The sequence below is a fragment of the Micrococcus sp. iso_26 genome (assembly GCF_056172975.1).
The window spans coordinates 2,100,106-2,125,239 of record NZ_CM149652.1 but is presented as its reverse complement, the minus strand read 5'-3'; the positions used below and the strand labels follow the sequence as shown (position 1 = coordinate 2,125,239).

At 72.4% G+C, this 25,134-nt stretch carries 24 protein-coding genes and 1 riboswitch; of the genes, 9 read left to right on the top strand and 15 right to left on the bottom strand.

Annotated elements, in window-relative coordinates; all coding sequences use genetic code 11:
- Nucleotides 1–29: 29 nt before the first annotated feature.
- The 3 genes from AC0VX0_RS09880 (at nt 30) to AC0VX0_RS09870 (ending at nt 3,972) form a co-directional block, all read left to right on the top strand.
- On the top strand, nt 30–956 hold the full coding sequence (locus AC0VX0_RS09880) for a restriction endonuclease (RefSeq protein WP_357013011.1): 927 nt from the start codon (nt 30–32) through the stop codon (nt 954–956).
- 190 nt (nt 957–1,146) lie between these two features.
- Nucleotides 1,147–3,687, top strand: coding sequence for a GmrSD restriction endonuclease domain-containing protein (locus AC0VX0_RS09875; RefSeq protein WP_357013012.1), 2,541 nt, complete (start codon nt 1,147–1,149; stop codon nt 3,685–3,687).
- A gap of 75 nt (nt 3,688–3,762) precedes the next feature.
- A complete protein-coding gene (locus tag AC0VX0_RS09870; protein WP_002857973.1) occupies nt 3,763–3,972 on the top strand; it encodes a hypothetical protein in 210 nt (69 codons plus the stop codon).
- A gap of 100 nt (nt 3,973–4,072) precedes the next feature.
- Here the strand turns inward: AC0VX0_RS09870 and AC0VX0_RS09865 are convergent, their stop codons facing one another.
- Together AC0VX0_RS09865 and AC0VX0_RS09860 are read right to left on the bottom strand one after the other, a co-directional pair.
- Nucleotides 4,073–4,564 (bottom strand): enoyl-CoA hydratase/isomerase family protein, encoded by a 492-nt coding sequence (locus tag AC0VX0_RS09865; RefSeq protein WP_376174623.1) that lies wholly within the window; start codon nt 4,562–4,564, stop codon nt 4,073–4,075.
- 47 nt (nt 4,565–4,611) lie between these two features.
- Nucleotides 4,612–5,898: an ISL3 family transposase gene (locus AC0VX0_RS09860; RefSeq protein WP_355505385.1), complete on the bottom strand. Its 1,287-nt coding sequence runs from the start codon at nt 5,896–5,898 to the stop codon at nt 4,612–4,614.
- A gap of 305 nt (nt 5,899–6,203) precedes the next feature.
- On the opposite strand from AC0VX0_RS09860, the gene AC0VX0_RS09855 reads away from it, so the two are divergent.
- Together AC0VX0_RS09855 and istB are read left to right on the top strand one after the other, a co-directional pair.
- Complete coding sequence (locus tag AC0VX0_RS09855) at nt 6,204–7,727, top strand: IS21-like element ISMlu14 family transposase (protein WP_031943827.1); 1,524 nt, start codon at nt 6,204–6,206, stop codon at nt 7,725–7,727.
- On the top strand, nt 7,724–8,509 hold the full coding sequence (gene istB, locus AC0VX0_RS09850; protein ID WP_010078636.1) for an IS21-like element helper ATPase IstB: 786 nt from the start codon (nt 7,724–7,726) through the stop codon (nt 8,507–8,509). The genes AC0VX0_RS09855 and istB overlap by 4 nt, the downstream gene beginning before the upstream one ends.
- Here istB and AC0VX0_RS09845 read toward each other — a convergent pair.
- Nucleotides 8,493–8,978: an enoyl-CoA hydratase/isomerase family protein gene (locus tag AC0VX0_RS09845; protein WP_396719674.1), complete on the bottom strand. Its 486-nt coding sequence runs from the start codon at nt 8,976–8,978 to the stop codon at nt 8,493–8,495. The two genes, istB and AC0VX0_RS09845, sit on opposite strands and share 17 nt — an antisense overlap.
- Nucleotides 8,979–8,999: 21 nt before the next feature.
- Between AC0VX0_RS09845 and AC0VX0_RS09840 the strand changes: the two genes are divergently transcribed.
- Nucleotides 9,000–9,128 (top strand): hypothetical protein, encoded by a 129-nt coding sequence (locus AC0VX0_RS09840; protein WP_255351296.1) that lies wholly within the window; start codon nt 9,000–9,002, stop codon nt 9,126–9,128.
- 9 nt (nt 9,129–9,137) lie between these two features.
- Here AC0VX0_RS09840 and AC0VX0_RS09835 read toward each other — a convergent pair whose 3' ends face one another.
- The gene (locus AC0VX0_RS09835) at nt 9,138–9,680 is read right to left on the bottom strand and encodes a MarR family winged helix-turn-helix transcriptional regulator (protein ID WP_336630122.1); all 543 of its coding nucleotides are present in this window, start codon (nt 9,678–9,680) and stop codon (nt 9,138–9,140) included.
- Between the two features lie 132 nt (nt 9,681–9,812).
- On the opposite strand from AC0VX0_RS09835, the gene AC0VX0_RS09830 reads away from it, so the two are divergent.
- On the top strand, nt 9,813–10,199 hold the full coding sequence (locus AC0VX0_RS09830; protein ID WP_095694970.1) for a hypothetical protein: 387 nt from the start codon (nt 9,813–9,815) through the stop codon (nt 10,197–10,199).
- A gap of 9 nt (nt 10,200–10,208) precedes the next feature.
- Here the strand turns inward: AC0VX0_RS09830 and AC0VX0_RS09825 are convergent, their stop codons facing one another.
- The 3 genes from AC0VX0_RS09825 to AC0VX0_RS09815 are packed head-to-tail and all read right to left on the bottom strand — an operon-like array spanning nt 10,209 to nt 14,175.
- Nucleotides 10,209–11,411 carry an acyl-CoA dehydrogenase family protein gene (locus tag AC0VX0_RS09825; protein ID WP_100057877.1) on the bottom strand — a complete coding sequence of 401 codons (1,203 nt, stop codon included), beginning with the start codon at nt 11,409–11,411 and terminating at the stop codon, nt 10,209–10,211.
- Entirely contained in the window at nt 11,408–13,006 is a 1,599-nt protein-coding gene (locus AC0VX0_RS09820) for a fatty acyl-CoA synthetase (RefSeq protein WP_102708527.1), read from the bottom strand. The genes AC0VX0_RS09825 and AC0VX0_RS09820 overlap by 4 nt, the downstream gene beginning before the upstream one ends.
- 20 nt (nt 13,007–13,026) lie before the next feature.
- Nucleotides 13,027–14,175: an acetyl-CoA C-acetyltransferase gene (locus AC0VX0_RS09815; protein ID WP_101966114.1), complete on the bottom strand. Its 1,149-nt coding sequence runs from the start codon at nt 14,173–14,175 to the stop codon at nt 13,027–13,029.
- A 266-nt stretch (nt 14,176–14,441) separates the two neighbouring features.
- On the opposite strand from AC0VX0_RS09815, the gene AC0VX0_RS09810 reads away from it, so the two are divergent.
- Nucleotides 14,442–14,696 (top strand): DUF6480 family protein, encoded by a 255-nt coding sequence (locus tag AC0VX0_RS09810; RefSeq protein WP_010080161.1) that lies wholly within the window; start codon nt 14,442–14,444, stop codon nt 14,694–14,696.
- Nucleotides 14,697–14,833: 137 nt separating this feature from the next.
- Here the strand turns inward: AC0VX0_RS09810 and AC0VX0_RS09805 are convergent, their stop codons facing one another.
- From AC0VX0_RS09805 to AC0VX0_RS09775, 7 genes are all read right to left on the bottom strand, one after another.
- Complete coding sequence (locus AC0VX0_RS09805) at nt 14,834–15,226, bottom strand: hypothetical protein (protein ID WP_101966113.1); 393 nt, start codon at nt 15,224–15,226, stop codon at nt 14,834–14,836.
- Between the two features lie 193 nt (nt 15,227–15,419).
- The gene (locus AC0VX0_RS09800; protein ID WP_102708528.1) at nt 15,420–16,862 is read right to left on the bottom strand and encodes an alanine/glycine:cation symporter family protein; all 1,443 of its coding nucleotides are present in this window, start codon (nt 16,860–16,862) and stop codon (nt 15,420–15,422) included.
- A gap of 60 nt (nt 16,863–16,922) precedes the next feature.
- A complete protein-coding gene (locus AC0VX0_RS09795; protein WP_144862017.1) occupies nt 16,923–18,278 on the bottom strand; it encodes an RNase H family protein in 1,356 nt (451 codons plus the stop codon).
- A 212-nt stretch (nt 18,279–18,490) separates the two neighbouring features.
- Complete coding sequence (locus tag AC0VX0_RS09790) at nt 18,491–18,997, bottom strand: TetR family transcriptional regulator (protein WP_002857997.1); 507 nt, start codon at nt 18,995–18,997, stop codon at nt 18,491–18,493.
- The gene (locus AC0VX0_RS09785) at nt 18,994–19,695 is read right to left on the bottom strand and encodes an ABC transporter ATP-binding protein (protein WP_036316162.1); all 702 of its coding nucleotides are present in this window, start codon (nt 19,693–19,695) and stop codon (nt 18,994–18,996) included. The genes AC0VX0_RS09790 and AC0VX0_RS09785 overlap by 4 nt, the downstream gene beginning before the upstream one ends.
- A complete protein-coding gene (locus tag AC0VX0_RS09780) occupies nt 19,695–21,425 on the bottom strand; it encodes an ABC transporter permease (protein WP_113913858.1) in 1,731 nt (576 codons plus the stop codon). The genes AC0VX0_RS09785 and AC0VX0_RS09780 overlap by 1 nt, the downstream gene beginning before the upstream one ends.
- Nucleotides 21,425–22,489, bottom strand: coding sequence for a thiamine ABC transporter substrate-binding protein (locus AC0VX0_RS09775; protein ID WP_070709257.1), 1,065 nt, complete (start codon nt 22,487–22,489; stop codon nt 21,425–21,427). The genes AC0VX0_RS09780 and AC0VX0_RS09775 overlap by 1 nt, the downstream gene beginning before the upstream one ends.
- A 66-nt stretch (nt 22,490–22,555) precedes the next feature.
- Nucleotides 22,556–22,661, bottom strand: a riboswitch (TPP riboswitch).
- Nucleotides 22,662–22,707: 46 nt separating this feature from the next.
- Between AC0VX0_RS09775 and AC0VX0_RS09770 the strand changes: the two genes are divergently transcribed.
- Nucleotides 22,708–23,994 carry an AI-2E family transporter gene (locus AC0VX0_RS09770; RefSeq protein WP_134415884.1) on the top strand — a complete coding sequence of 429 codons (1,287 nt, stop codon included), beginning with the start codon at nt 22,708–22,710 and terminating at the stop codon, nt 23,992–23,994.
- Here AC0VX0_RS09770 and AC0VX0_RS09765 read toward each other — a convergent pair.
- Complete coding sequence (locus AC0VX0_RS09765) at nt 23,960–25,009, bottom strand: agmatine deiminase family protein (RefSeq protein ID WP_101966108.1); 1,050 nt, start codon at nt 25,007–25,009, stop codon at nt 23,960–23,962. The two genes, AC0VX0_RS09770 and AC0VX0_RS09765, sit on opposite strands and share 35 nt — an antisense overlap.
- Between the last annotated feature and the right edge of the window lie 125 nt (nt 25,010–25,134).

Genomic DNA, 25,134 nt, shown 5'->3' with positions numbered 1-25,134 from the left:
GATGCCCTGGTTATGGCAGGATCACCGGCATGAACACCGTCCCCATCTGGCCTCGCTTCGTCCGCCCTGCCCTTGAGGTACTCGCAGAGCACGAGAGCATGAAGCGCCGCGACGTGATCGAGGCGGCAGCCGACAGGCTTGGGCTCAGCGAAGAAGCCAGGGCAGAGACGGTCGAGTCCGGAGAAGTGCGGTACCGCGGGCGCGGCGGCTGGGCACTGACGCACTCCTCCAAAGCTGGACTCATCGAGCGGCCCGCGCGCGGCATCTACGTGCTGACAGAGGCTGGGCGGGCCTGGCTGAAGGACCATCCGGAAGGCTTCAACGACTTCGCCAGCGCCAGCGCATTCTTCGATCCGTTCTGGCCCAAGGACACCGCCAAGAAACCGGTCCAGGCCCATGCCCATCCTGAGGCTCAGCCCGCTGTTGCGGCTGACCCGATCGTGGACCCTGAAGAACAGGCTCAGGATGCCGTCACCAGTCTCAACGAGACCGTCCGTGTGGAACTGCTCGAGCGGCTGCAGAACTCCACGCCGGCCTTCTTCGAGGAAGCCGTGGTTCAGTTGCTCATGGCCATGGGCTACGGCGGGACCCAGGGAAAGGCGGCTGTGACCGGCAAGTCCCACGACGGCGGCATCGATGGGGTCATCGACGGCGATGCCCTCGGCCTCGACCGTGTCTACGTCCAGGCAAAGCGCTACGCCGACGCGAACACGGTCGGCCGGGAACCGATCCAGGCGTTCGTCGGAGCGTTGCACTTGCATGGTGCGACGAAGGGCGTCTTCATCACGACAAGTTCCTTCAGCAAGCATGCCCAGTCATATGCGGACGCTGTGCCCAACAGGATCGTGCTGATCGACGGCGTGAAGCTCACGCAACTCATGCTCAAGCACCGGGTCGGCGCGCAGGTGAAGAAGACCATTCACGTACTGCAGATCGACGAGGACTTCTTCGAGTGACGCGCGTTCAGCGGCGTCGTTGGTAGAGCCGGAGACCGTGGTCGAACTGCGTCAGATCGGGGCCTCCGGGCAGTTCGGGCTCAACTTGTCCGTGGGCCGCGACCGCAACGTCACGTGCCTTCCCGGCAGGGCAAGCTGCCCTGACACCTCGGGACGATCTGGCCTCAGCGCCCCCCGTTAGGCTCGTCCCATGGTCGCCGCGCGTGAAGTCACCCTTCAGGAACTCCTCGGGGGCTCCTACCAGTACACGGTCCCGCTCTATCAGCGGACGTACTCCTGGGGACGCCCGCAGTGGCAGCGACTGTGGGAGGACGTCGTGGACGTCGCCGACCACCGGCGGGACAACCCATCGGCAACCCACTTCATCGGCTCCCTCGTTCTCGCCGGCTTCCGGGACAACGGGCCTGGCGGCGTCCAGCGGTGGCTCGTGGTGGACGGGCAGCAGCGGCTGACGACGCTGACGCTCCTCCTCGCCGCTGTCCGCGACCACCGGGCTGAGCACGAAGGCCCCATGCACGCCGATCGGGTCAACGAGAAGTACCTGGTCAACAAGTGGGAGGACGGCGATCTCCGGTACAAGGTCCTGCCCACCCAGGCCGACCGTGCCGCCTACCGCGGGCGGATCGAGCACGCCCCGGACGCTGCCGAAGGCTCCAGGATCAGCGAAGCCCACCAGTTCTTCCGGACGAAGCTGCTCGGGTTGAGTCAACCGTCTGCCGACGGTGAAGAGGAGCCGCTGACCTTGGCGGAGGTCGAGTCCGCCGTCGTCGCCGGCCTGTCGATCGTGTCCGTGACCACCGGGGAGAACGACAACGCCCACCGCATCTTCGAGTCGCTGAACAACACCGGCCTCAAGCTCACCCAGGGTGACCTGCTCAGGAACTACCTGTTCATGCAGCTGCCCACCCGGGCGGATGAGGTCTACACCACCCTGTGGCTCCCGTTGCAGAACCTGCTTTCCAATGAGGAACTGGAGACCCTGTTCTGGCTTGACCTGGTGCAACAGGATCCCAAGGTCCGCCAGACGGAGATCTACGCGGGGCAGCAGCGTCGCATGCGTGACCTGCAGGACGAGTCGCAGGTCAGGGCAGAAGTCGAGCGGTTCCTGGCGTTGGGGCGTCTCTACGACGTGATGCTCCGCCCGGAGAAGGAGAAGGACGACGCAGTGCGCTTCCGCTTGGCACGCCTGCGCGCCTGGCGCACGACGACGACGTTCCCGATCACATTGCACCTGATGGAGCGCCGGTCCTTGGGGGACATCGATTCGGACGAACTGGCCCGTGCGCTCCTCTACCTCGAGTCGTACCTGGTCCGACGTCTCGTCTTCGGCCGCTACTCCGACGGTCTCAACACCACCTTGCTCGCGGCCACGGCCGACATCCAGGGTCAGGACGATCCGGCGGATGCCCTGCAGCGCTTCCTCTCCAGCGGACGGAAGCACTTCGCCTCCGACGATCAGATCCGCCAGGCCGTGATGACGGCACCCTTCTACACGACGGGCCGGGCAGCCCACCGGAAGCTGATCCTCCGGTGGATCGAGGAGTCCTACGGCAGCAAGGAGCCGGTGGACCTCGACAGCGCGACCATCGAGCACGTCATGCCGCAGACCCTCACGGAGGAGTGGGAGCGCGCTCTGGCCGACCAGCTCGAGGCGCACCAGGACCTTCGAGAGGTGCACACCGAGCTCCTGCACACCTTGGGCAACCTCACCCTCACCGGGTACAACAGCGAGCTGAGCAACGGGCCCTTCGCGGTCAAGCGTGCGGAGTTGGCCAAGAGCGGCATCCGCATGAACCAGGAGATCTCCGCTGAGCCGGTATGGGGTCCCGCGCAGATCCGTGCTCGCGCCGAGCGGCTGGCGGACCGGATCGTCGGCATCTGGCCGGGGCCCTCGGCAGAGGCCGCCTCCGGGGTCGCTCACACGGCCTGGCAGACGCTGACGGATGCCGTCGAGGCCATTCCCGCCGGGTCCTGGACCTCCTACGGCGAACTCGCACGGCTGATCGGAAGTCATCCGGTCCCCGTGGGGACCTACCTCGCACGGACGGCCCTGCCGCACGCTCATCGTGTGCTCCAGGCGGGAGGCACCGTCTCTCCGTCCTTCCGGTGGACCGACGTCCACCGCACGGACGATCCCCACGACGTCCTCGCGGCCGAAGGCGTGCGCTTCTCCGAGGACGGACGTGCCGACGGCGGCCAGCGGCTGCTGGCGGAGCAGCTCGCCGAGCTCATCGACGTCGACATCGACCTGACGGATCCCCGGTCGCTCGCGGCCCCGGGCAACGACCCTGCGCTGCGGGACCGCTGGGTCGACCGACTTCACGACCACAACGATCCCGAATCGGCCCGCGCAATGATCGAGGTCCAACGAGGCTGGGTCGAGCGCGGTGGCCGGGCGGAATTCGCGGACAATGCCGCCGGCGGTTGTTTCCTGGTCGTCCCGCGCACGTCAGCACGCGCCATCTGGCCGGTGATCATGTACCCGACGTACGGCGTCGAGGTCGTCTTCTATCACCTGGCGAAGTGGCCTCCCTTCACGGACGAGGCGCTTCTCGACGAATTCCGGGGACGTCTGAATCTCATCCCCGGGCTGGAATTCGGCCCTGAGTCTCTCCGCCGGCGCCCGAGCATCAAGCCGCAGACCCTTCGGCCGGCCGCGGCGCAGGAGGCGTTCCTCGACGCGCTGGAGTGGTTCCTGCGCACCGTCCAGGAGGACGACAGAAGTGCCTGACAGCCCTGCCAGGGGCAGGTCCTGGCGAGGCGCTGACCCCCTCACCCCGTCCACCCCACCCAGTACGCTCGCCCCATGAAGATCGGTCTCCGCAAGCCCAGCCTGAAGAAGTCCATCAAGGCCCGCACCACGGGCCGCGCCAAGCGTGCGATCAAGCGCAAGGTCATCCCCGGCTACGGCCGCAAGGGGATGGGCTGGCTGCGCGATCCGAAGCGCGCCGCCTACAACGCCGTCTACCGGCGCACCACGGTCGGCCTGGGCGACGTCCTGAAGATGTTCAAGTGACCTCCACGCCCTCGCGCACCTGACCGGGGTCGGCCCGGTGGAGGCGCGTCGTCGGCCTGGCCGCTCACGGCCCGGTCCGTGGCCCGCCGCTCACCGCCCCTCACCGGCCCGCGAAGGCCTCCACCCGCCGCACGGCCTCCGGATGCTCGGACGCCGCCGCGATCGACGCGGCCTCCTGCCGCACGTGCGCGCGCAGCGCCTCGACGTCGGCCCCGCGCGCCAGCGCCTTCGTCGGCCCGTAGGTGTGCGCCGGACCGGCCACCAGCTCGTCCTCGAGCTCCGCCAGACGTGCCGCGAATGCGTCGCCGGCCACCGCCTCGGTCGCCAGGCCCCACTCCACGGCCTCGGTCCCGGTCAGGCGCCGACCGCCGAGCAACAGCTGCGTCGCGCGCACCGGCCCCAGCACCCGCGGCAGCCAGTAGGACACGCCCGTGTCCGGTGTCATCCCGAGCGCGGAGAACGCCGTCACCAACTGCGCGTCCTCGCGCACCAGCACGACGTCGCCGCCCAGCAGGAGCCCGAGCCCCGCCCCGGCGGCCGTCCCATTGACGCCGGCCAGCACCAGTGTAAGCGGCCATGAAAAGCTGCCCATAGGGGCTCTTCGCGGTTCGTGGTGAATGACCCTGCAGTGGCGGGTATTCACGCTACGGTTCTCGCGGCGCTGGTCAGCAGGATACGGGTCCGGTAGTTCTCGGCGTTGCGGAATCCGCGGCCGGTGCGTTTGATGTTCTTGATGCCGGTGTTCGCTGCCTCGACGCGGGCGGTGGTCGCGCCGGTGACGATCAGGACTTCGATCGCGTCCCACCAGGCCACGACGGTGTCGTAGAGCTTGGTCGCCTCGGGCATGTTTGCGATCTGGGCGAAGTAGCCCATCCGCATCCGTTCGTCCCAGGCCTGGGCGAGGGTGTCGGTGGTCAGCAGGCGCCGGAGCTGTTCCTTGATGCCCCAGGCGGCCGAGAGCTCGTCGGTGGGGTCATCGGTGCGGAAAACGTGCTCAAGCCGTTCCCAGGCGCGAGGGGTGAGGGTGTCCGCGCCGCGCAGCAGCAGCATCCTGTGGGCCCAGGCCGGATCGTCCTTGCGGCCCCGACGACCACGGTGGGTGCGGGACAGGCGCTGACGGACCGTGGTGACCATGTCGTTGCCCAGTTTCACGAGGTGGAACTTGTCGACCGAGACCGCGGCCCGGGGCAGGTAGTCCCGCAAGGCCTTGCGGAACGCGGCTGACGGATCGATCGCGACGATCTCGATCCGCTCCCGCCAAGGCTCTGAGCGCTGGCCGAGCCAGTCACCGACCGCAGCGGAGTTGCGGCCATCGACTATGCCGAGCACCTGCCCGGTGGCCAGGTTGACCAGCGTCGTCATCCACGGTTCGAACCGTCTCCAGGCTCCCTGATCGGTGCGGAACCAGCGCACCGTGCGGTAGCGGTGCTCATCGATGCCCAGGCGCGTCACCGGGACGTCGTCGACGGCAGGCAGGACGACGGCAGCAGCCGCCAGGGCGGCCTGGACCAGCCACCACGAGACGCCGTGGGCCCGGGCCACCTCCGAGGCTGCTCTGCCGGAAGTGATCACGGCCGAGACCACCTGCTCCCGCAACCGGGTCGTCGAGCGTGCGTATCGCGGGACCTGCTCGGTGGACTCCCAGAACGTGCCCCTGGTGCAGGCCGGCTCGAGGCAGAACCAGCGCCGCTTGGCCCACACCACCTCTATCGCCCCAGCAATCGGGACGTCCCGAATCTGCTGGTCCCGGCGGGAGTGGACCTTCGTCGCGAGCACCCCGCAAGCGGGGCAGCCCGGCGGAACGGTCGAGGCGATCACCACCCGCCGGTCCCCGTCGGGCAGGTCGAACGCGTCGATGACGCGATAGTTGGGCAGGTTGAAGATCGTGCTCGCAGCATCGCGCTGCGAACCAGTACTCTCGTGCACAGGCTCGTGGTCCTCTGGAATGTGGATGTCTTGACAACACCCATCACAGCAGGACCACGAGCCGTTTTACGCCAGCGACGCGACGCTCCCCATCACCACGAACCGTGAAGAGCCCCCATAGGTGGCCAGGGAATGACCCGCTGACGGCCATGAGGACTGCCCAGTGATGGCCACGGGAACTGCCCGGTGCTGGCCATCTGGTTTGCCCGCGTTGCTCGTTGCCCGCCGCGTCGTGAGCCGGCGGGGGCCTCCTCCCCGGGTTGGATATCGGTGTCGAATCGAATCCAGCGAGGAAGAGGCCCTGAATGAAGGATGCCGCAGAAACCATGAAAATACTCAGTGCCTATGACCTGACCAAGTCATTGCGGGGCGCCGCCGAGCTGGCCGGTTGCTCCCATCACACCGTGGCCCGGCTGGTGCGGGCCCGCGACGCCGGCCAGACCCCTGGATCCGGAGCCAGCCGCCCGAAGGTCACCGATGTCTGGCTGCCCAAGATCGAGGAATGGGTCGAGGCCTCCACGGGCAGGATCCGCGCCGATGTCGTGCACGCCAAGCTCACCGCAATGGGCTACACCGGCTCTGAGCGCTCCACCCGGCGGGCGGTGGCCGAGGTGAAGGCCGCCTGGCGGGCCGGGAAGCGCCGGGTGCACCGGCCCTGGATCACCGAGCCGGGCGCATGGCTGCAGTACGACTTCGGCGATGGGCCGGCGATCGACGGGGCCAAGACGGTGCTGTTCGTGGCCTGGCTGGCCTGGTCCCGCTACCGGATCGTCATCGCCCTGCGTGATAGGACGGCTCCGAGTGTGTTCGCCGCCCTGGACCGGTGCTTCCGGCTGATCGGGGGCGCGCCGACCTATGTGCTGACGGATAACGAGAAGACAGTGACGGTCTCTCATGTGGCCGGGGTGCCGGTGCGTAACCAGGCCACCGTGGCGTTCGCTCGGCATTACGGCGTGGAGGTGCTGACCTGCCAGCCAGCGGATCCGGCCGCCAAGGGCGGGGTGGAGAACGCGGTGAAGCTGGCCAAGGCCGACCTGGTCCCGAAGGACACCAACCTGCGGGACCAGTACGCCTCGTTCGCTGAGCTCGAGGCCGCCTGCGCGGGGTTCATGGCCATGGTGAACTCCCGGGAGCACCGGGTGACCCGGCGCCGCCCGGACCACATGCTCGCCGAGGAGACCAGCGCGTTGCATCGGATCCCCGCCACGGCGCACACCGTGGCCTACGGGGTGGGACGGAAGGTGCCGGAGAACACGCCGATGGTCTCCTTCGAAAACGCCCAGTACTCGGTGCCCGCGCACCTGCTCGGGGCCGAGGTGTTCGTGCGCCATCACGGCACCGGACCGGACTCGATGGTGGTGATCATGCACGCCGGTGCGCAGGGGCCGGTGGAGGTCGCCCGGCACCGGGTGGCCCGGCCCGGGTCCCCGGCCATCGACGACGCGCACTTCCCCGGCCACGAGACGGACAAGGTGCCCGGGGACTACACCCCGGTGCCCCGTTCGGCGGCGGAGGCCGAGTTCCTGGCCATCGGGGCCGGAGCGAGGACCTGGCTGGTGGAGGCCGCCGCGGCCGGCACCAGCCGGATCGGTCAGAAGATGGCCGAGGCCGTCACCCTGGCCAAGCTCGCCGGCACCGACCAGGTCGACCGCGCCCTCGGGGTGGCCGCGGTGCACCAGCGCTTCGCCCACGGCGACCTGGCCTCCCTGCTCACCGCCGCCGGCCACCGCACCGGGATGCACACCGCCACCGAGGAACGGTCCCTGACCCAGGGCACCGCCGGCTGGGCCGGCCTCGGTACCTCCAACACCGAGGGGGCAGCCCGGTGAGCATCCACACCCCGAACACCGCCGCACCGGCGCTGCCGGCCGATTTGGAGGCGCTGTTGCGGCAGCTGAAGATGCCCCACGCCCGCGGTATCGCCGCCGAGGTACTGGCCACCGCCCGGGCCCAACGCTGGGAGCCGGCCGAGGTCCTCAAGGCCCTGCTGGTCGAGGAGACCACCGGTCGGGCCCGATCCATGCTCGCCGCCCGGCGCAAGGCCGCCGGGTTCCCCACCGGCAAGACCTTCACGACCTGGGATCCGGGCGCCTCCTCGATCCCGGCCCCGACCCAGCAGTCCCTGCGCACCCTGGAATGGCTCTCGCGCAGAGAGAACCTCGTGGTCTGCGGGCCCTCCGGCACCGGCAAGACCTTCTTCCTCGAGGCCCTGGGCCAGCAGGCCGTGGAGGAGGGCAAGCGGGTGGCCTGGTTCACCCTGGAGGACCTCGGGGCGATGATCCGGGCCCACCGGCCCGATGACACCATCACCAAAGCCGTCGCCCGAATCCTGCGCGCCGACCTGATCGTCATCGACGACATCGGCCTGCTGCCGGTCGCCGACGATGCCGCCGAGGGCCTCTACCGCATCGTGGACGCCGCCTACGAGAAACGCTCCGTAGCGATCAGCTCGAACCTGCACCCGGCCGGCTTCGACGAGCTGATGCCCAAGACCCTGGCCACCGCCACCGTGGACCGGCTCCTGCACCACGCCCACGTGTGCCAGACCACCGGAGACTCCGTACGGATGACCCAGGCAATGGCCGGGAAGGGAGTCATGCCACTGAACTGATCCCATCACGGTGGCCAGCACCACCACCCAAACGGGCAAACCAGCTGGCCACCAGTGGGCAGTTCTGATGGCCACCAGCGGGAAGAAACACTGGCCGCCTATGGGCAGAACTCAATGGCCCTTGACACACCAGCAGGCGAGAGCCTGTGAGCGCCACCGCGACCTCGCCCGCCGCCTCGCCGAGCTCCTGGATCATCGCGCGCCGCTCCGGCCCGGCAGGCGCGGCGGCCATGGCCTGGACGTCCCCGCCACCGCAGAAGATCCGTCCCGCGCCGGTCAGCGTGAGCACGTGCACGGACTCGTCCGCCTCGGCCGCGGCGATCGCCGCGAGCACCTCGCGCGCCATCGTCAGTCCGAGCGCGTTGCCCTTCGCGGGCCGGTTCAGCGTCAGCCGCACGACGCCGGGCCGCGTCTCGACGAGGACGGCGGGGGCGTCGTCGGAGGAAGAAGGGGTGGGTGCGGTGCTCATGTCAGCTCCTGGGGTTGGCGGGTGCGGTGCACGGGTGCCGGCCGCGAGGACGGCCGGCCGGGCATGGGGTGGGTGCGCGATCCGAAGCGCGCCGCCTACAACGCGGTCTACAAGCGCACCACGTTCAGCGTCTGGGACCTGTTCCGCTGAGTCTGTTCCTCACGCGGGCTGGTCCGCCACGTCCTCGTCATGCTCCTCCACGCTGCGGATCAGGGCCCGCAGGAACGCGGCCGCGCCGGCGAGCTCGGCCGGGGTGAGGCCCTCCACCGCGGCGAGCATACTGCGGTGCATGGCGCCCAGGGTGGCGCGGACCTCGTGGTCCGTCTTGGCCGTCGGCTCCACCACCACGGATCGGCGGTCCTGTGGGTGGGGCGCCCGTCGGGCGTAGCCGTCTCGGACCAGTCGGTCCACCAGGGCGCTGGCGGAGGCCGGGGTGATCTCCAGGGCGCTGGCCAGATCCCGCTGACGGACCTTGTGGCCGCGTCGGTCGGCCCGCAGCAGGTAACGCAGGGCTGACAGGTGGGTCTCTCCCATCCCCATGCTGTCCCGGGTGCGGGCGCGCATGCGCCGTTCGGCCTCCCGGTAGCGTCGCAGCAGGTTGAGCACGTCCACAGGTTCGATCTCGCGGGCGCCGCGGGTGTACCAGTAGCCCGACGTCGGTTCGCCATCCGTGCTGGTCAGCGTGGTGTGCTCCTCACCCATGCGCTCTTGAACCTCCCTGTTCACGTCACCCCGAAAATTTGGTTAGTCTTCCTAACGCATAGTAAGACTAACATTTTCCAGGTCACGGCGATCTCTGTGAGGGGGCGCCCGGGCCGCGGCGAGAGGAATGTCATGACAGCAACGCTGGAGGCCCCCCAGGCCATGGGGCGGACCCTGTCCGCCGTCCCGCCCGTCCTCGAGTCCCCGGCGCCGCAGCCCGCCGCCTTCCGTCAGCGCTGCGCCCGCCTGGCCATGAGTGCCGCGCGGGCCGTCACCGTGTTCCCCGAGGTCGCTGAGGCCAGGTTCGCCATCACCGGCACCCCCTCCGCCCCCGCGCTGGAGGTGGACTGCATCCTGCGGGACGGAGAGGACACCGCGGCGGTCATCGAGACCATCACGGTGCACCTCGTCGAGGACCTCGAGGAGCTGCTCGGCGCACGGTTCCACGAACGTCGGCTGGAGCTGGTCGTGGACCGCAGCCTGCCCCGGGTGGGCGTGGGGGTCGTCTCCGCGCCCTGAGGGAGGCGCTCACGCGAATGCGCTCATCCCGGTCAGGTCCCGGCCGAGGATCAACGCCTGCACGGACTCGGTGCCCTCGTAGGTGTGCAGCGCCTCGACGTCGGCGAAGTGCCGCATCACCCGGTGCTCGAGGAGGATGCCGTTGCCGCCGAGCATGTCCCGGGCGATCTGCGCCACCCGGCGCGCGCCCCGGGTGCAGGCGTACTTCAGCAGGGAGGCCTGCTCGTCGCGCAGTCGCCCGGCCGCCTGCAGGCGGGCCACGGCCACGCAGCGGGTCTGCATCGCGGTCACCTCGTCCAGCATCTGCGCCAGCCGTTCCTGCACCATCTGGTGCGCTCCCAGCGGCTTGCCGAACTGCTCGCGCTGCCGGGCGTAGGCCAGCGCGGCCTCGAACATGGCGGTCGCGTGGCCCAGCGCGGACCAGCCCACGTTCACGCGGGTGGCCACCAGCACGCGCGCGGCGTCCTTGAACGTCGCCACGCCCGGCAGCCGCGCGTCGTCGCCGACCCGCACGTCGGTCAGCGTGATCTCCGCCTGGTGGATGGCCCGCAGCGCGCCCTTGCCCGTGATCACCTCGGCCTCGTAGCCGGGCGTGGACTGCTCCACCACGAACCCCTTGACCTGGCCGTCCTCGGTGTCGCGCGCCCACACGATCGTGATGCCACCGGCGGCCCCGTTGCCGATCCACTTCTTGGCGCCGTTCAGCACCCAGCCGCCGGCGCCGTCGGGCCGCGCGGACGTCTCGAGGGACACCGAGTCCGAGCCGTGCAGCGGCTCCGTGAGCGCGAACCCGCCCGGCAGCGTGCCGCGCGCCACCGGCTCGAGGTACCGCTCCTTCTGCTCCGCACTGGCGCAGTGCACCAGGGCACGCAGCACGAGCCCGCCCTGCACCGCCGCCGCGGCCGCCATGGATCCGTCCGCCCGGGAGATCTCCATCGCCACCAGGCCCGCGGCCAGCGGGGACATCACCGCGTGCCCCGGCACCTCCAGCCCATCGGTGAGCAGGTCCAGCTCGCCCGCCCGCGCCACCAGGTCCAACGGGTATTCCGCCCGGTCCCAGTGCCCGTCGATCCGCTCGAGCACCTCCCGCCCGTAGGCGCGGGCGCGGTCCCAGTGCGCGCGGTCCTCGTCCGTGGCCTCACCGAACGCGTCCAGGTAGTCCACGTCCAGGGGCGTGACGACGTCGTAGGTCGGCTTCTGCCCGCGCGTCACCGGGCCTCCTGCGTCCGCTCGGCGCGCAGCGCGCGCTTGAGGAGCTTGCCCGACTGGTTCCGCGGCAGCTCCGCCACGAAGTCCACGCGCTTGGGCACCTTGAAGCCCGCCAGCCGCTCCTTCACGTGGGCGCGCACGGTCTCCGCGGTCAGCTCGGCCCCCTCCTTGAGCACGATGACGGCGGTCACCGCCTCGATCCACCGCTCGTCCGGCAGGCCGATGACGGCGACCTCGGCCACCTCGTCGAGCTCGTAGATCGCGTCCTCGACCTCGCGCGGGGCGACCAGCACGCCGCCCGTGTTGATGACGTCCTTGATGCGGTCCACCACCTGGATGTAGCCGGCCGCGTCCTGGGTGACCTGGTCGCCGGAGCGGAACCAGCCGTCGTCGGTGAACGCGTCCGCGGTGGCATCCGGGCGGTTCCAGTAGCCGGAGAGCAGCTGCGGCGAACGGTACTGGATCTCGCCGGGCTCGCCGGGCGCGGCGGGGGCGCCGTCGGCCGTCATCACCCGCGCCTCCACGTGGAACACGGGGCGGCCGCACGAGGCCGGCCGCGCGTCGTGCTCCTCGGGGCGCAGCACGGTGCACAGCGGGCCCAGCTCGGACTGGCCGAAGCAGTTGTAGAAGCCGATGCCCGGCTGGCTCTGGCGCAGGCGCTGCAGCACGGTCACCGGCATGATCGAGGCGCCGTACTGGGCCTTGCGCAGCGAGGAGAGGTCGCGCGTGGCCAGGTCCGGGTGGTTCGCCAGCGGCACCCAGACGGTGGGCGCCAGGAACAGGGAGCCGATGTGCTCGGTCTCCACGAGCTCGAGCATCCGGGGGATGTCCGGGGCGGGCAGCAGGCGCACCGTGGCGCCGAGGCTCAGGTAGGGGAGCAGGAACACGTGCATCGCGGCCGAGTGGTACAGCGGCATGGCCACGAGGGGGCGGTCCTCGGCCGTGAAGTCCAGCGCGATGATCGAGGAGAGGTACTCCGCCACGAGCGCCCGGTGGGACATCATGGCGCCCTTGGGGGTGGAGGTGGTGCCGGAGGTGTAGAGCAGCTGGGCCAGGTCGGTGGCCGACACCTCCGCCTCCGGGGCGGCGGCGTCCAACGTCTCGTCCTGGGCGGTCTCCAGCACGGAGGGCTCGGCGTGGCCGGCGGGGAGCATGGTCCACACGTGCCGCAGAGCCGACGCGCGGCCCTCGGCCCGGACCTGGTCGACCCGCTCGAGCATGCCGGCGTCGGCCACGAGCAGCTCCGCGCCGGAGTCCTCGAGGGCGTGGGCGAGCTCGCCGCCCTTGAGCGCGAAGTTCACGGGCACGTGCACGTAGCCGGCCGTGACGCAGGCGAGGAAGAGCAGCGCGTAGGCGTCCGAGTTGGTGGCATAGGCGGCCACCCGGGTGCCGGCCGGCAGGCCGGTGTCCTGGAGGCGGCGGGCCACGCGGTGCGCTCCGTCCCGGAGCTGGGCGTAGGTCCAGTCGCGGTCCTCGAAGCGCAGGGCGACGGCCTGCGGGGAACGGGCGACCGCGCGTGCGAACACGCGGCCGATCGTGTCCTCCGGGGCGGGGGAGAGGTGGCCGGCGTCGGTGGGGTGGGTGATCTGGCCTGGCATGGAAACCTCCGGGGGATGGGTCAGAGACGCTCGATCACGGTGACGTTGGCCTGGCCGCCGCCCTCGCACATGGTCTGCAGGCCATAGCGGCCGCCGCTGCGCTCGAGCTCGTGCAGCAGCGAGGTCATCAGGCGGGCGCCGGTGGCGCCGATGGGGTGGCCCAGGGCGATCGCCCCGCCGTTGACGTTGACCTTCGCCGGGTCCGCGCCGGTCTCGGTCAGCCAGGCCAGCACGACGGCGGCGAACGCCTCGTTGATCTCCACGAGGTCCATGTCGTCGATGGTCAGGCCCATGCGGTCGAGCGCGTACGCCGTCGCCGGGATCGGGGCGGAGAGCATCATGACGGGGTCGGCGCCGCGGGCGGAGAGGTGGTGGATGCGGGCTCGCGGGGTGAGGCCGTGGCGGCGCACGGCCTCCTCGGAGGCGAGCAGGAGGGCGGCCGCGCCGTCGGACATCTGGGAGGCGGTGGCGGCGGTGTGCAGCCCGCCGGGGACGATCGGGTCGAGCGAGGCGATCTTCGCGGCGTCCGGGGTGCGCGGCCCCTCGTCCGCGGTGAGGCCGGCGACGGGCAGGATCTCGCGGTCGAAGCGACCGTCGGTCTGCGCGGCGAGCGCGCGCTCGTGGGAGCGCACCGCGAACTCCTCCAGGGTGTCCCGGTCCAGGTTCCAGTGCCGGGCCATCATCTCGGCCCCGCGGAACTGGGAGATCTCCTCGTCCCCGTAGCGGGCGGCCCAGGACTCGGAGCCGGTGAACGGGTCGGGGAAGCCGAGCTCGCGGGCGGCCGTGTTGGACCGGGAGAGCGGGATCGCGCTCATGGACTGCACGCCACCGGCGACGACGAGGTCCGCCGTCCCGCTCATGACGGCCTGCGCGGCGTAGTGGACCGCCTGCTGGCCGGAGCCGCACTGGCGTTCGACCGTGGTGCCGGGGACGTCCTCGGAGAGCCCGGCCGCGAGCCAGGCGTTGCGCGCCACGTCCATGGCCTGCGGGCCGAGCTGGTCGATGCAGCCGAGGATGACCTCGTCGTACTCGGCCGAGTCGATGTTCTGGCGGGCAACGAGCTCGCGCAGCGGCGCGGCCGCCAGATCGAGGGGATGCACGCCGGCGAGCCCCTTCCCTCGGCGACCCACGGGGGTGCGGACGGCGTCGATGATGTAGGCCTCGGGCATGGGGGCTCCTCCGGACGGCGGGAACGTGACGCCGATCACGCTATTGCTTGGACGTCCAACGATCAAGAGTGTGACGGGATCCGTCGCGGCGGCGCGGGCGTGGCGGAGGGCGCCGTTTCGTCAACGAAAGCGGCTCGGGGCGCGCCGTTTCCGCCACGAAAGCGCTGGGGCGGGCGTCGCCTCGCCCTGGTCAGGACCCCCTGCCCCGGGCCTACCGTGAGGGCCAGCGGCGCGCACCCGTGCCGCTGAGACGAGAGGAGCCGGCCATGGCCACCCCGCACACCCCCGACCCCCAGGACGCCCGGCGCGCACGCGAGGCGACGGACGAGACCTCCGGCGTCGCGTTCGACGGCGACACGCCCCCAGCCGAGGGTGCGGGCGTCGGCCCGGACAACCCGGGCATGGACGTGGAGCAGACCGGCGAGCGCTCGGCGGGCAAGATCGTGCTCGGGCTGATCATCGCCCTCGTGGTCATCGGCGTCCTGCTGTTCATCCTGGGCCGCGTCGCCGGCCTCGGCTGAGCCGGGACGCAGACGCCTGGGGCACGCCACCGGCCCACCACGACCACGGGGCGGGCACCGATCCGTCGGTGCCCGCCCCGTGCCGTGTCCGCTCCGCGGTGATGGTGTTCAGCGGCGACTCCGCGCCCGCGCAGCGGTCAGAAGCCGCCGCCCACGGTCCGGCGTCCGCCCGCCGTGCGTCGGCTGGCGGCACCGGACCGGCCGCGGGAGGCGAGGGCCCCGCCGAGCAGCCCGCCCAGCAGGCCGGTGCCGAGGCTGCCCGTGGACCGGGCCGAGGGCCCGAAGCCGCCGCGGTACGCACCGGAGCTGCGCCCGCGCGTCGTGCCCCCGGCGCCGCGGCGCGAGAGCTCACGCAGCGCCAGACCGCCGAGCGTGCCCAGGAGGGCACCGCCCAGGCCGCTGGAGCGGCGTCGCTGAGAGCGGGCCTGCCGGCCGAAGCCGGGGGGCCGGCCGACGTGCGCACCGATGGTGGGTCGGCTGGCGCGGCGGCCGCCGCCGAGAGTGCGGGTGAGGCTGGAGAGGATGCCCATGGTGTCCTCCTCGGACGTCGTGCCGGCCGCTCGGGCGTGGCCGGTCGGGTGCGCCTCAACCTAGGCGCCGGCCCCCGCGCGGTGTCCAGACCGGGCCTCCTCACGCATCGAGGCGGGATATCCACCCCACGGCCGCCCGCGGCAGCCGGATGGGGTCGATATCCCGCCTCGAAACGCGGGGGAGGGAGGGGCGTCAGTCCTGGAGCGGGGAGGTCTTCGGCTCGTCCCGCCAGAGGGCCACGTTCCGCGCCTCGGGCAGGTCGGAGATGTGGAAGCCCAGGTCCATGCCCGCCTTGAGCTTGCGCTCGTAGTCCCGGAGCAGCTTCACGGCCAGCCCGCCCAGCGGGATGATCGCCACGAGGTTGATGGTCGCCATGAGGGCCGCGAACGTGTCCGCGAGGTTCCACACCAGCGCCACGGAGCCGAGCGCGCCGCCGACCACGCACACCAGCACGAGCACGCGGAACACGGTGATGGCCGGGCCCGCGTGGCGACCGGCCAGGTACCGGATGTTGGCCTCGCCGTAGTAGGTGTTGCCCAGCACGGAGGACCAGGCCAGGAAGAAGATGATGACGGTCAGTGCCGGGCCGGCCCACGCGCCCACGGCCTGCTGGAGGGCGCCCTGGGTCACCTGCATGCCGAGCGCCTCCCCGCGCCCGTAGGCCGGGTTGGAGAGCAGGATGATGAACGCGGTGGCTGAGCACACGATCAGGGTGTCGAAGTAGACGCCCAGGGACTGCACGAAGCCCTGCTTGGCCGGGTGGGAGACGGCCGCGGTGGCGGCGGCGTTCGGGGCGGAGCCCATGCCGGCCTCGTTGGAGAACATGCCGCGGCGCACGCCCTGCATCACCATCGTCATGCCGACGGCGGCGCCCGCGACCTCGCGCAGGCCGAAGGCGTGGCCCACGATCAGCGCGATCATGCCCGGGACCTCGGTGATGTTGACGACCATCACGATCAGGGCCAGGAAGATGTAGAACGTGGCCATCACGGGGACCACCACGTTGGTCACGGCCGAGAGCCGGCGCACGCCGCCGAAGATCACGAGGCCGGTGAGGGCGGCCAGGCCCAGGCCCACGATCCACGCGGTGGTGGAGGACGCGCCCCAGTTGGCCTGCACGGACTCGGAGATCGAGTTGGACTGCACGGCGTTGAACACGAAGCCGTAGGTCACGGTGATGGCGACGGCGAACACGGCCGCCAGCCACTTGGCGCCCAGACCGTCGCGGATGTAGTACGCGGGCCCGCCGAAGTAGCCGTCCGCGCCCTTCTGCTTGTACAGCTGGGCCAGCGTGGACTCGACGAAGGCGGTGGCGCCGCCGAGGATGGCCAGCAGCCACATCCAGAAGACGGCGCCCGGGCCGCCGATCACGATCGCGATCGCCACGCCGGCCACGTTGCCGGTGCCCACGCGCGAGGCCGCCGAGATGGTGAAGGCGCGGAACGGGCTCACGCCGTCGTTCTCGAACCCGGTCTGGGACTTGGCCGTCACCGACCGCAGCATCTCCGGGAGCATGCGCACCTGCACACCCACGGTCCGGATGGTGAACCACACCCCGGCCACGAAGAGCAGCGCCATCACGACGTACCAGTACTTGTCGTTGAGGGCCGTGACGGCCGCTGTGATCTGTTCCACTGTCGCTTCCACAGCCCCACCCTAGAGGCTGGGGCGGAGGACGGGGAATCGGGGCCGGGGTCAGCCGGCGGCGGCGTCGTCCTCGACGCGGAGCTGGATCAGCTGCCCCATCCGCTCGGGCAGGTCCCCCTCGGGGGTGCCGACGCTGGCGTGGCGGGCGGCGGCCCGGGCGAGGTCGTCGGCCAGTTCGTTGCCGTGCACGCCCACGTGGCCCTTGACCCACGTGGTGTCCACTTGGACGTCCGCGGCCTGCGCCAGGTCGACGGCGGCCAGCAGACGGCGCAGGGTGCGGCGGATGCGCTCGCCCCGGGCGCCGCCGAGGGTGAGCCGCTCGCGGCGGGCGGCGTTGAGCATGGCCAGCGCGGCGCGCGAGTCCGAGTGGATGGTGACCCGGCCGCCGGGGGTGCCCGCCCACGCGCAGATCACGTGCCCCAGCACGAGCGCCTCGAGTTCCACCTCGAGCGGCATCGTGGCTCCGGGCACGGCCTGCACGGCCCACATGCTCGGCCCGGCGACGGCGGCCGCCCCGCCGATGCGGGAGCCGCGCAGCACGGAGCCGTCCACGTACACGTCCGTCACGTCCGCCTCGTCGGCGAACGTGAGGCTGTGGGTCACCCCGGGCAGGTTGCGGCGCAGGAAGCGGTCCGTGCGGCGGCGGGAGAGGAAGACGCCGGAGGAGCGGCGCAGCGCGTCCTCCTCCTCCTGGGCGGCCTCGATGGCCTCGAGCGGGATCCGGGCCGCGCCCGTCTGGGCGACCGTCTCCGGGTCCACGTCCGGCAGCAGGTAGCTGGAGCGCTGCGTGCCCACGGGGGACTCGTCGAGCCGGTAGGAGACCACGCGTGTGTCCACGGGGGCGAGGACCTCGAGCAGGGCGAGCAGCTCGGCGTCCCGGTCCGAGCGCAGCCGCACGATCACCGGTCGCTCCGGCGGCAGCTCGACCGTGACGGTGGACCAGAAGGCGCTCAGATGCGCCGTGCCGACCATCCCGGTGTAGACGTGGCCGCGGACGTCGTCGCCGAGCTCGCGCAGCTCGAGCTCGCGGGCCACGTAGACGATGCCCCCCGTCGTCGGGTGCAGGTCCAGGCGGAGGGCGGGGCCGTGGTCCACGCCGGGCAGCATGGCCAGCGGGCTGGCCACCACGCGGACGCCGTCCCGGCGGATCCGGGTGCGCGGCGGGGAGGGGCGGGGGACGACGGGGCCGGTGCGCGTGAGGTCGACGCCGTTCCGGTCCCGCGGGGTGCCCCGAGGCCGGCGGGCACGGACCACGCGCAGCGGGCGGTGCTGCTCCTCCGCCTTGGCGCCCGGGCCACGGAAGTCCCAGCCCACGTCGACGAGCGCCGCGGGGTGTGCGGGCTCGACGTCGTGATGCAGCGTCCGGTCCACGACCGTCCGCGGGTGGTTGATCCGTGCTCCCATGGCTTCGCCGGCTGTGTCGAAGGGGACCGCGCCGGAACTGTGAGCCGGGTCCGGCGGGCCATGCTGGTCCTGCGGCGGTCGGGCGGGATCGCCGTGGACGAAGGGGACGACCCGTCCCGACCTGTTCTGCTCTGGGCGACCTTACCGAGCGCACCTGTGAGGAGGCAGGTCTCCTCTCCTCGGCCTCCCGCGCGGCCGCGTCGGACGAGGCGTCAGAGCGGGTCCGTGCGGTGCCGCTGCACGTCCGGGCCGGTCGGCACGCCGAGCGCCTGCGCCTGCGCGCGCTGCTGCCGCAGGGACACGGTGCCCAGCAGCAGCGCCAGGGCCCGCTCCCCGTCCTCCGGGGTGTCCGCCGCCTCGGTGAGCAGACGGTGCAGGCCGAGGCCGCCCAGCCCGAGCGCGAGGGCGGAGAGCACCACGTCCGCCCCGTCCCGGTGCCGCAGCAGGGCGGCCTCCGCGGCCTCGGCGCGGCCCGCCAGGTCCGTGACGCGGCGGGCGCGCACGGTCTCCTCCGCCTCGGCGACGATCCGGTCCGCCACCCGCGCCAGCAGCGACTGCTTGTCCGGCACGTGCCAGTACAGCGCGGAGGCCTGCACGCCCAGCACCCCGGCCACGCGCCGCATGGACAGGTCGCCCATGCCGAAGTCCTGCAGGATCCCGACGGCGGCGTCCACCACGTCCTGGGCGGTCAGCCGGGGGCGGGGTGCGGGCGGGGTCATGCCTGAGAGGCTACCGCCGGGCCGTCCTCCTCCGCCGCGATGCGTCCCCCCGCACCGAGGCGCACGGTGCGGTCGGCCATCACGGCGGCCTCCGCGAGATCGTGGGTGACGACGACGCCGGTCGTCCCCGCCGCCCGCAGCACCGCCCGGATGTCCTCGGCCAGGCGCCGGCGCAGGTCCGCGTCGAGCGCGGACAGCGGCTCGTCCAGCAGGAGCACCCGCGGGGCCGGGGCCAGCGACCGGGCGAGCGCCACGCGCTGGGCTTGCCCGCCGGAAAGCCGCTGCACGGGCCGGTCCGTGAGCTCGGTCAGGCCCACCAGGTCCAGCAGCTCGGCCACACGTGCCCGCCGCCGGGCCCGGTCCCAGCCGGCGGACTCGAGGCCGTACGCCACGTTCCGGCCCACGGTCCGGTGCGGGAACAGCTGCCCGTCCTGGAACACCATCCCCACGCCCCGGCGGTGCGTCGGCACCGCCGCCACGTCCCGCCCGTCGAGCTCCACTGTGCCCGCCACCACGTCCTCGAGCCCGGCGATCCCGCGCAGGATGGTGGACTTGCCCGAGCCGGAGGCGCCCACGAGCGCCACGATCTCCCCGGCGGCCACGTCCAGGTCCGTCCCCCGCACGGGGGTGGAGCCGTCCGGGTAGCGGATCGCCACGTCCCGCAGCCGGAGGGAGGCCCCCGTCGTCGTCGGCGTCATCACAGACCTCCCGCCCCGGCCGGGCCCCGGGGGCGCAGCCGCTCGCACACCAGCATGATCCCGGCGCTCAGCACGGCCAGCACCGTGGCCGCCGCGAGCGCCATCCCGTAGTTGTCCGCGCCCGGCCGGCCCAGCAGCCGGGCGATCAGCACCGGCAGGGTGGGCGCGGACGGGCTCGCCAGGAAGCTCGTGGCCCCGAACTCGCCCAGGGACACCGCGAACGCGAAGCCCGCGGCCACGCCCACGCCGCGGGCGAGGAACGGGCCGTCCACCGTGGCCAGCACCCGCCACGGGCCCGCCCCGAGGGTGCGTGCGGCCTCCCGCAGCCGCGGGTCCACCGCCGCGAGCACGGGCACGAGCGCCCGCACCGCGAGCGGCAGCGCCACCACCGCCTGGGCCAGCGGCACGAGCACGCCCGAGGCCGCCAGCTCCGGGAACGTGGCCCGCAGGGACACGACGAAGCCGAAGCCCACGGTCACCGCGGACACCCCGAGCGGCAGGAGCAGGGCGCCGTCGAGGGCCCGCTGGGCCGCCAGCGCCGCGCGTGAGCGGAAGGGCCGGGTCAGCAGCAGGGCCAGCGGCACGGCCACCACGAGCGTCACGAGCGTGGCGTCCACGGCCACCCGCAGGGACTGTTCGAGCGCCTGGGCCGGCGTCGACCCGCCCACGAACCCGCTGCCCGCGCTCGTCGCCAGCAGCCGGTAGTTGCCCAGCCCCCAGCCGTGGCGGGTGTGGAAGGAGCGCACCACGAGCGTCAGGATCGGCGCCACCACGAGCGCCACCACCGCGAGCATCACGGCCACCGGGACCGCGTCCGCGCGCGTGAGCCGGGCCGGCGGCGTCTCCCGCAGGCGCAGCGCCCGCTGGGTGCGCGCCGCCGTCACGCCGGAGACCACGACGGCGGCCAGCACCACCGCGAACTGCAGCACGGAGAACACCGCCGCGGTCCGCAGGTCCAGGTAGACGGAGGTCTGCACCCAGATCTCCGACTCGAGCGTGCCGTAGCCGGGCCGGCCGAGCGTCTGGACGATGCCGAACGCGGACGCGCAGAACAGGAACACCAGCGCCGCGCTCGCGGCGATCGCCGGGGCGAGCTGGGGCAGCGTCACGGTGCGGAACGCCCGCCACGGCGAGGCGCCCAGGGTGCGGGCGGCCTCGGTCTGGCGCGGGTCCAGCGCGTTCCACAGCGCGCCCACCTGGCGCACCACCACGGACACGTTGAAGAAGACCATGGCCAGCACGACGGCGGTGGTCGTCTGGTCCAGCCCGGTGAAGCCGAGCGGTCCGCCGGGGGCGAGCAGGGCGCGGAACGCGACGCCGACCACCACCGTGGGCAGCACGAACGGCACGAGCACGAGGGCGCGGAGCACGGCCCGCCCCGGGATGCGACGCCGGTGCAGCACGAACGCGGTCGGCAGGCCGAGCGCCACCGAGACCACCGTGCCGGCGGCGGCCATGCCGAGCGTCTGGCCGAGGATGCGCCACGTGCGCTCGCGGGCGAGGGTCTCCCCGAAGGCGGTGAGGTCCACGGCGCCGGTGAACGCGTCGGCGTCGCCGCCGATCCCGCGCCAGAGCATGGCCGCCACGGGCCACGCGAAGAAGACGAGCAGGAAGGCGACCGGCAGGACGGCGGCCACCAGCCACCACGGGCCGAGCCCGTCCCCCCGGCCGCGGGCCCGCCGGCGCGGCAGGTCCGTGCCGGGGGCCGCGACCTCGGTGAGCGCGGACATCAGCGCCGGGAGGCCTCGGCCAGGGCGGTCCACTCCTTCAGCAGGTCCTCGCGGCGCTCGTCGATGCGGGCGGGGTCCGGGGTGATGGCGTCCTCGACGAGCGGCGCGTTCTGCGCCCACTCCTCGGGCAGCTGCACCGACTCGTCGATCGGGTACATGTACATCGACTCGGGCAGGGCGGACTGGACCTCCTCGGTGAGCATGAAGTCCACGAACGCCTGCGCGCCCTCGGGGTTCTTCGCGCCCTCGAGCACGCCGGCGTACTCGACCTGCGGGGTGCAGGAGTCCTCGATCACCTCGGTCTCGGGGGCGAACGCGGGGGAGGAGGAGTAGGAGAGCACCACCGGGAACTGGCCCTTGCCCTCGCCGCCGGAGAAGTCCGAGTTGTAGGCGTCGGACCAGCTGTCGGCGACCTTGCCGCCGTTCTCCATCAGGCCCCGCCACCAGTCCTGCCAGCCGTCGTCGCCGAACTTCTCCGTGGTGGCCGCGAGCAGCGCCAGGCCGGGGGAGGAGGCCACGGGGGAGGTGGCGACCGTCAGCTTCGCGTACTCGGGGTCGTCGAGCTGGTCGATCGAGGTGGGGGCCTCGACGTCGTGGGCCTCGAACCATGCCGGATCCGTGTTGAAGCACACCTGGCCCTGGTCCACCGGGGTCATGCGGTCCTCCACCATCCGGTCCTGTGCGGAGGCGGGCAGGTCCTGCGGGGTGTATTCGGCGACGACGCCCTCGCGGACGAGGCGGTGCGCCGAGTGGTCCTCCACGCCGTAGACGCCGTCCACGGTGGGCTCATCCTTGGCCAGCAGGAGCTGGTTCACCACGCTGCCGGCGTCGCCGGGGGCCGTCGTCTTCAGGGTGTAGCCGGACTCCTGCTCGAACTTCTGGACGAGCTCCTGGGGCAGGTTGAACGAGTCGTGCGTCATGATCGTCACCGTCGTCGGCTCGCCGCCGGCGCCGGCGGCGGACGACGACGCCCCGTCGCCGGACGAGCCGGACACCGAACAGCCGGTGAGGGCGAGGGCGGCCACTGAGAGGGCGGCGAGGGCGCGGTGCGGGGTGCGGGACATGGCGGTTCTCCTCTGGGACGGCAGAGGGGCCGGGACGAGGCCGCCACCGGAATCCCGGGACGACGTCGACCGGGAGACTCGACTTCCTTCGCCGGTGCGGACCGGAGCAGGTTCGAGGGTCTGCGGCGGACCGCACTCTCAGCGCCGCGCGGGCGCTCCCCTGTCGATGTGGACTGGTCCCGACCCTACCCCGTCCGGCCCGCGCATAGACTGCCCGCGTGAGCGCCGCACAGCCCGCGGGGGTGACCCCGCCGCCCGCCTCGTCCAGCCCCGCCTCCGACTGGGACATCCGCCGCCCCCACCGCATGTGGCCGCGCATGCTGGTGATCGTCCTGACGCTCGCGGGCCTGGTGCTGGTGGTGCAGTTCTTCCAGGGGATCGCCTCCATCGCGGCGCCTGTGTTCCTGGGGCTGAACCTCGTGATCGTGGCCTACCCCCTGCAGGCCTGGCTCATCCGCCGGGGCCTGCACCCCGTGCTCGGGGCCGCCACCACCGTCCTGCTGGTCGTCGCGGTGATGGCCGTGTTCGGGGGCATGATGGTGTGGTCCGGCCTCGAGCTGGTGGCGGAGCTGCCCAAGTACGCGGACCGCTTCCAGCAGATCGTCCTGGACGTCTCGCACTGGCTCAACGAGCGCGGCGTGACCCCGGACATGGTGTCCCAGCAGCTGGCCTCGATCGACATGAGCACCGTGACCGGGACGGCCGTCAGCGCCATCACGAAGATCGCCACGAACGTCTACGCGGTCTTCGGCCTGCTCGTCACCGTGATCATGGGCATGTTCTTCCTCGCGATGGACTCGATGGACGTCGAACGCCGCGTCCGCCTGCTCAGCACCGCCCGCCACGAGTTCGGCCACGCCCTGGTCGAGTTCGCCCAGGGCGTGCGCCGCTACTGGGTGGTCACCACGGTGTTCGGCCTGATCGTGGCGGTGCTGGACGTGATCGCCCTCATGCTGATCGGCGTTCCGCTCGCGCTCGTGTGGGGCGTGCTCAGCTTCCTCACCAACTACGTCCCGAACATCGGCTTCATCATCGGCCTGCTGCCGCCGGCCGTCCTGGGCCTGGCGGCGGGCGGCTGGTCCGACTTCCTGTGGGTGGTGGTCAGCTACTCGGTGCTGAACTTCGTGCTGCAGTCCGTGATCCAGCCCAAGGTGGCCGGCGACGCGATCGGCGTGATCCCCACCGTCAGCTTCCTCTCCCTGCTCTTCTGGGCCTGGGTCCTCGGGCCGCTCGGCGCCATCCTCGCGCTGCCCTGCACGCTGCTGGCCAAGGCCGTGCTGATCGACGCCGACCCGAACGCCCGCTGGATCAACGCGCTCATCGCCTCCGACCTGAAGGGCATGGAGCGCCGTCAGTCCTCGCTCCTGGAACGGCTGCGCCCGGCGGCCTGGCGGTCCGACGCGCACGGGAAGGACGAGGACCGCGCCCCGGCGGACGGCGGGGACGACGACGGCCCCGCGGCGGACGAGGTCACGGGCGAGGCTGGAGCAGCACCAGGTCGTTGAGCGCGCCGGCCAGCCGCAGCAGCGGCGGGGCGGGGAACGACAGCTGGGGCAGCCCCGGGTGCAGTGCCGCGCACGCGGCGGCCGCGGCCTCCTCACCCGCGGCGTCCTCGAACGCCGGCCGCAGCACCGCCGCGCCCAGCGGCAGCGTGTCCAGGAGGGAGCGGGGGCCCCGCTCGGCCGGGTCGTACTCGGCGGGCTGCACCGCCCCGGTCACCGTGCGCACGCGCAGGGGCCGGCCGGCGGCGTCGTCGGCGCCCTGCAGGAAGCGCAGCGCCGCCGCCGCGTAGGGGTGCTCGGGGTGGAACCGGTCGCCGCGCCAGTGCACGGCGGCCTCGCCGTCGCCCCCCAGCCGCACCCACGAGGCCAGGTGGCCGGGCCCGCCCCACGGCCCGGTGTCCGGCCGCGGTGCCGGCGGCACCCACAGCACCCGGGTGATCCCCAGCAGGGCGGCGAACTCGGCGGCCACCTGGCCGGGGGTCCACGCGCCGTTGATCCGCCCGTCCAGCACGGGGTCCGCGGCCACCACGGCCGTCCCCTCGCCGTCGCTCACCCAGGCCCCGCGCGGGGCGCACAGCAGGGGGGTGAGCAGCGGCAGTCCCGCCGCCTCCGCCACGGCCGTCGCGGCCGCGCCGTCGAGCGGCCCGGTCCCGGTCAGTCCCGCGGCGCTGCGCCAGGCGACGGCGGCCAGGCCCTCGGGGCGGCGGACGAAGCTCGGCCCGGTGCGGCCCAGCAGCGGTGAGCCCACGGGCGCGCGCAACAGGTCCACCTCCGGGGGCACCAGCCGCGCCGCCCCGGCGTCGCGCGGGTGGGCGAGCACGGTGACCGGCAGCACGGCGGCGAGCGTCTCGGCCAGGCCCACGACGGCGTCCCGCGTCTCGTCTAACAGCGTCGGCACCGGGTGGCGGTGGGGCAGGACGAGCCAGGCCCGCTCGGGCGGATCCTCGGGTCCGGGCACGGGCACGACGACGTCCCGGCGCTCCCGCGCGTCGGTGGGGACGGGGTCGGCGGCGGCCATGGCGGACGGGCTCCTGGGAAGACGGCGGCGACGCGCGGGCGCGCGGCGAGGGGATGTCCATCGAGCATAGGCGTCTGACAGGAAGCCGCGGCGGTTTGACCTGTGACCCGGCACACGTGCAGAGT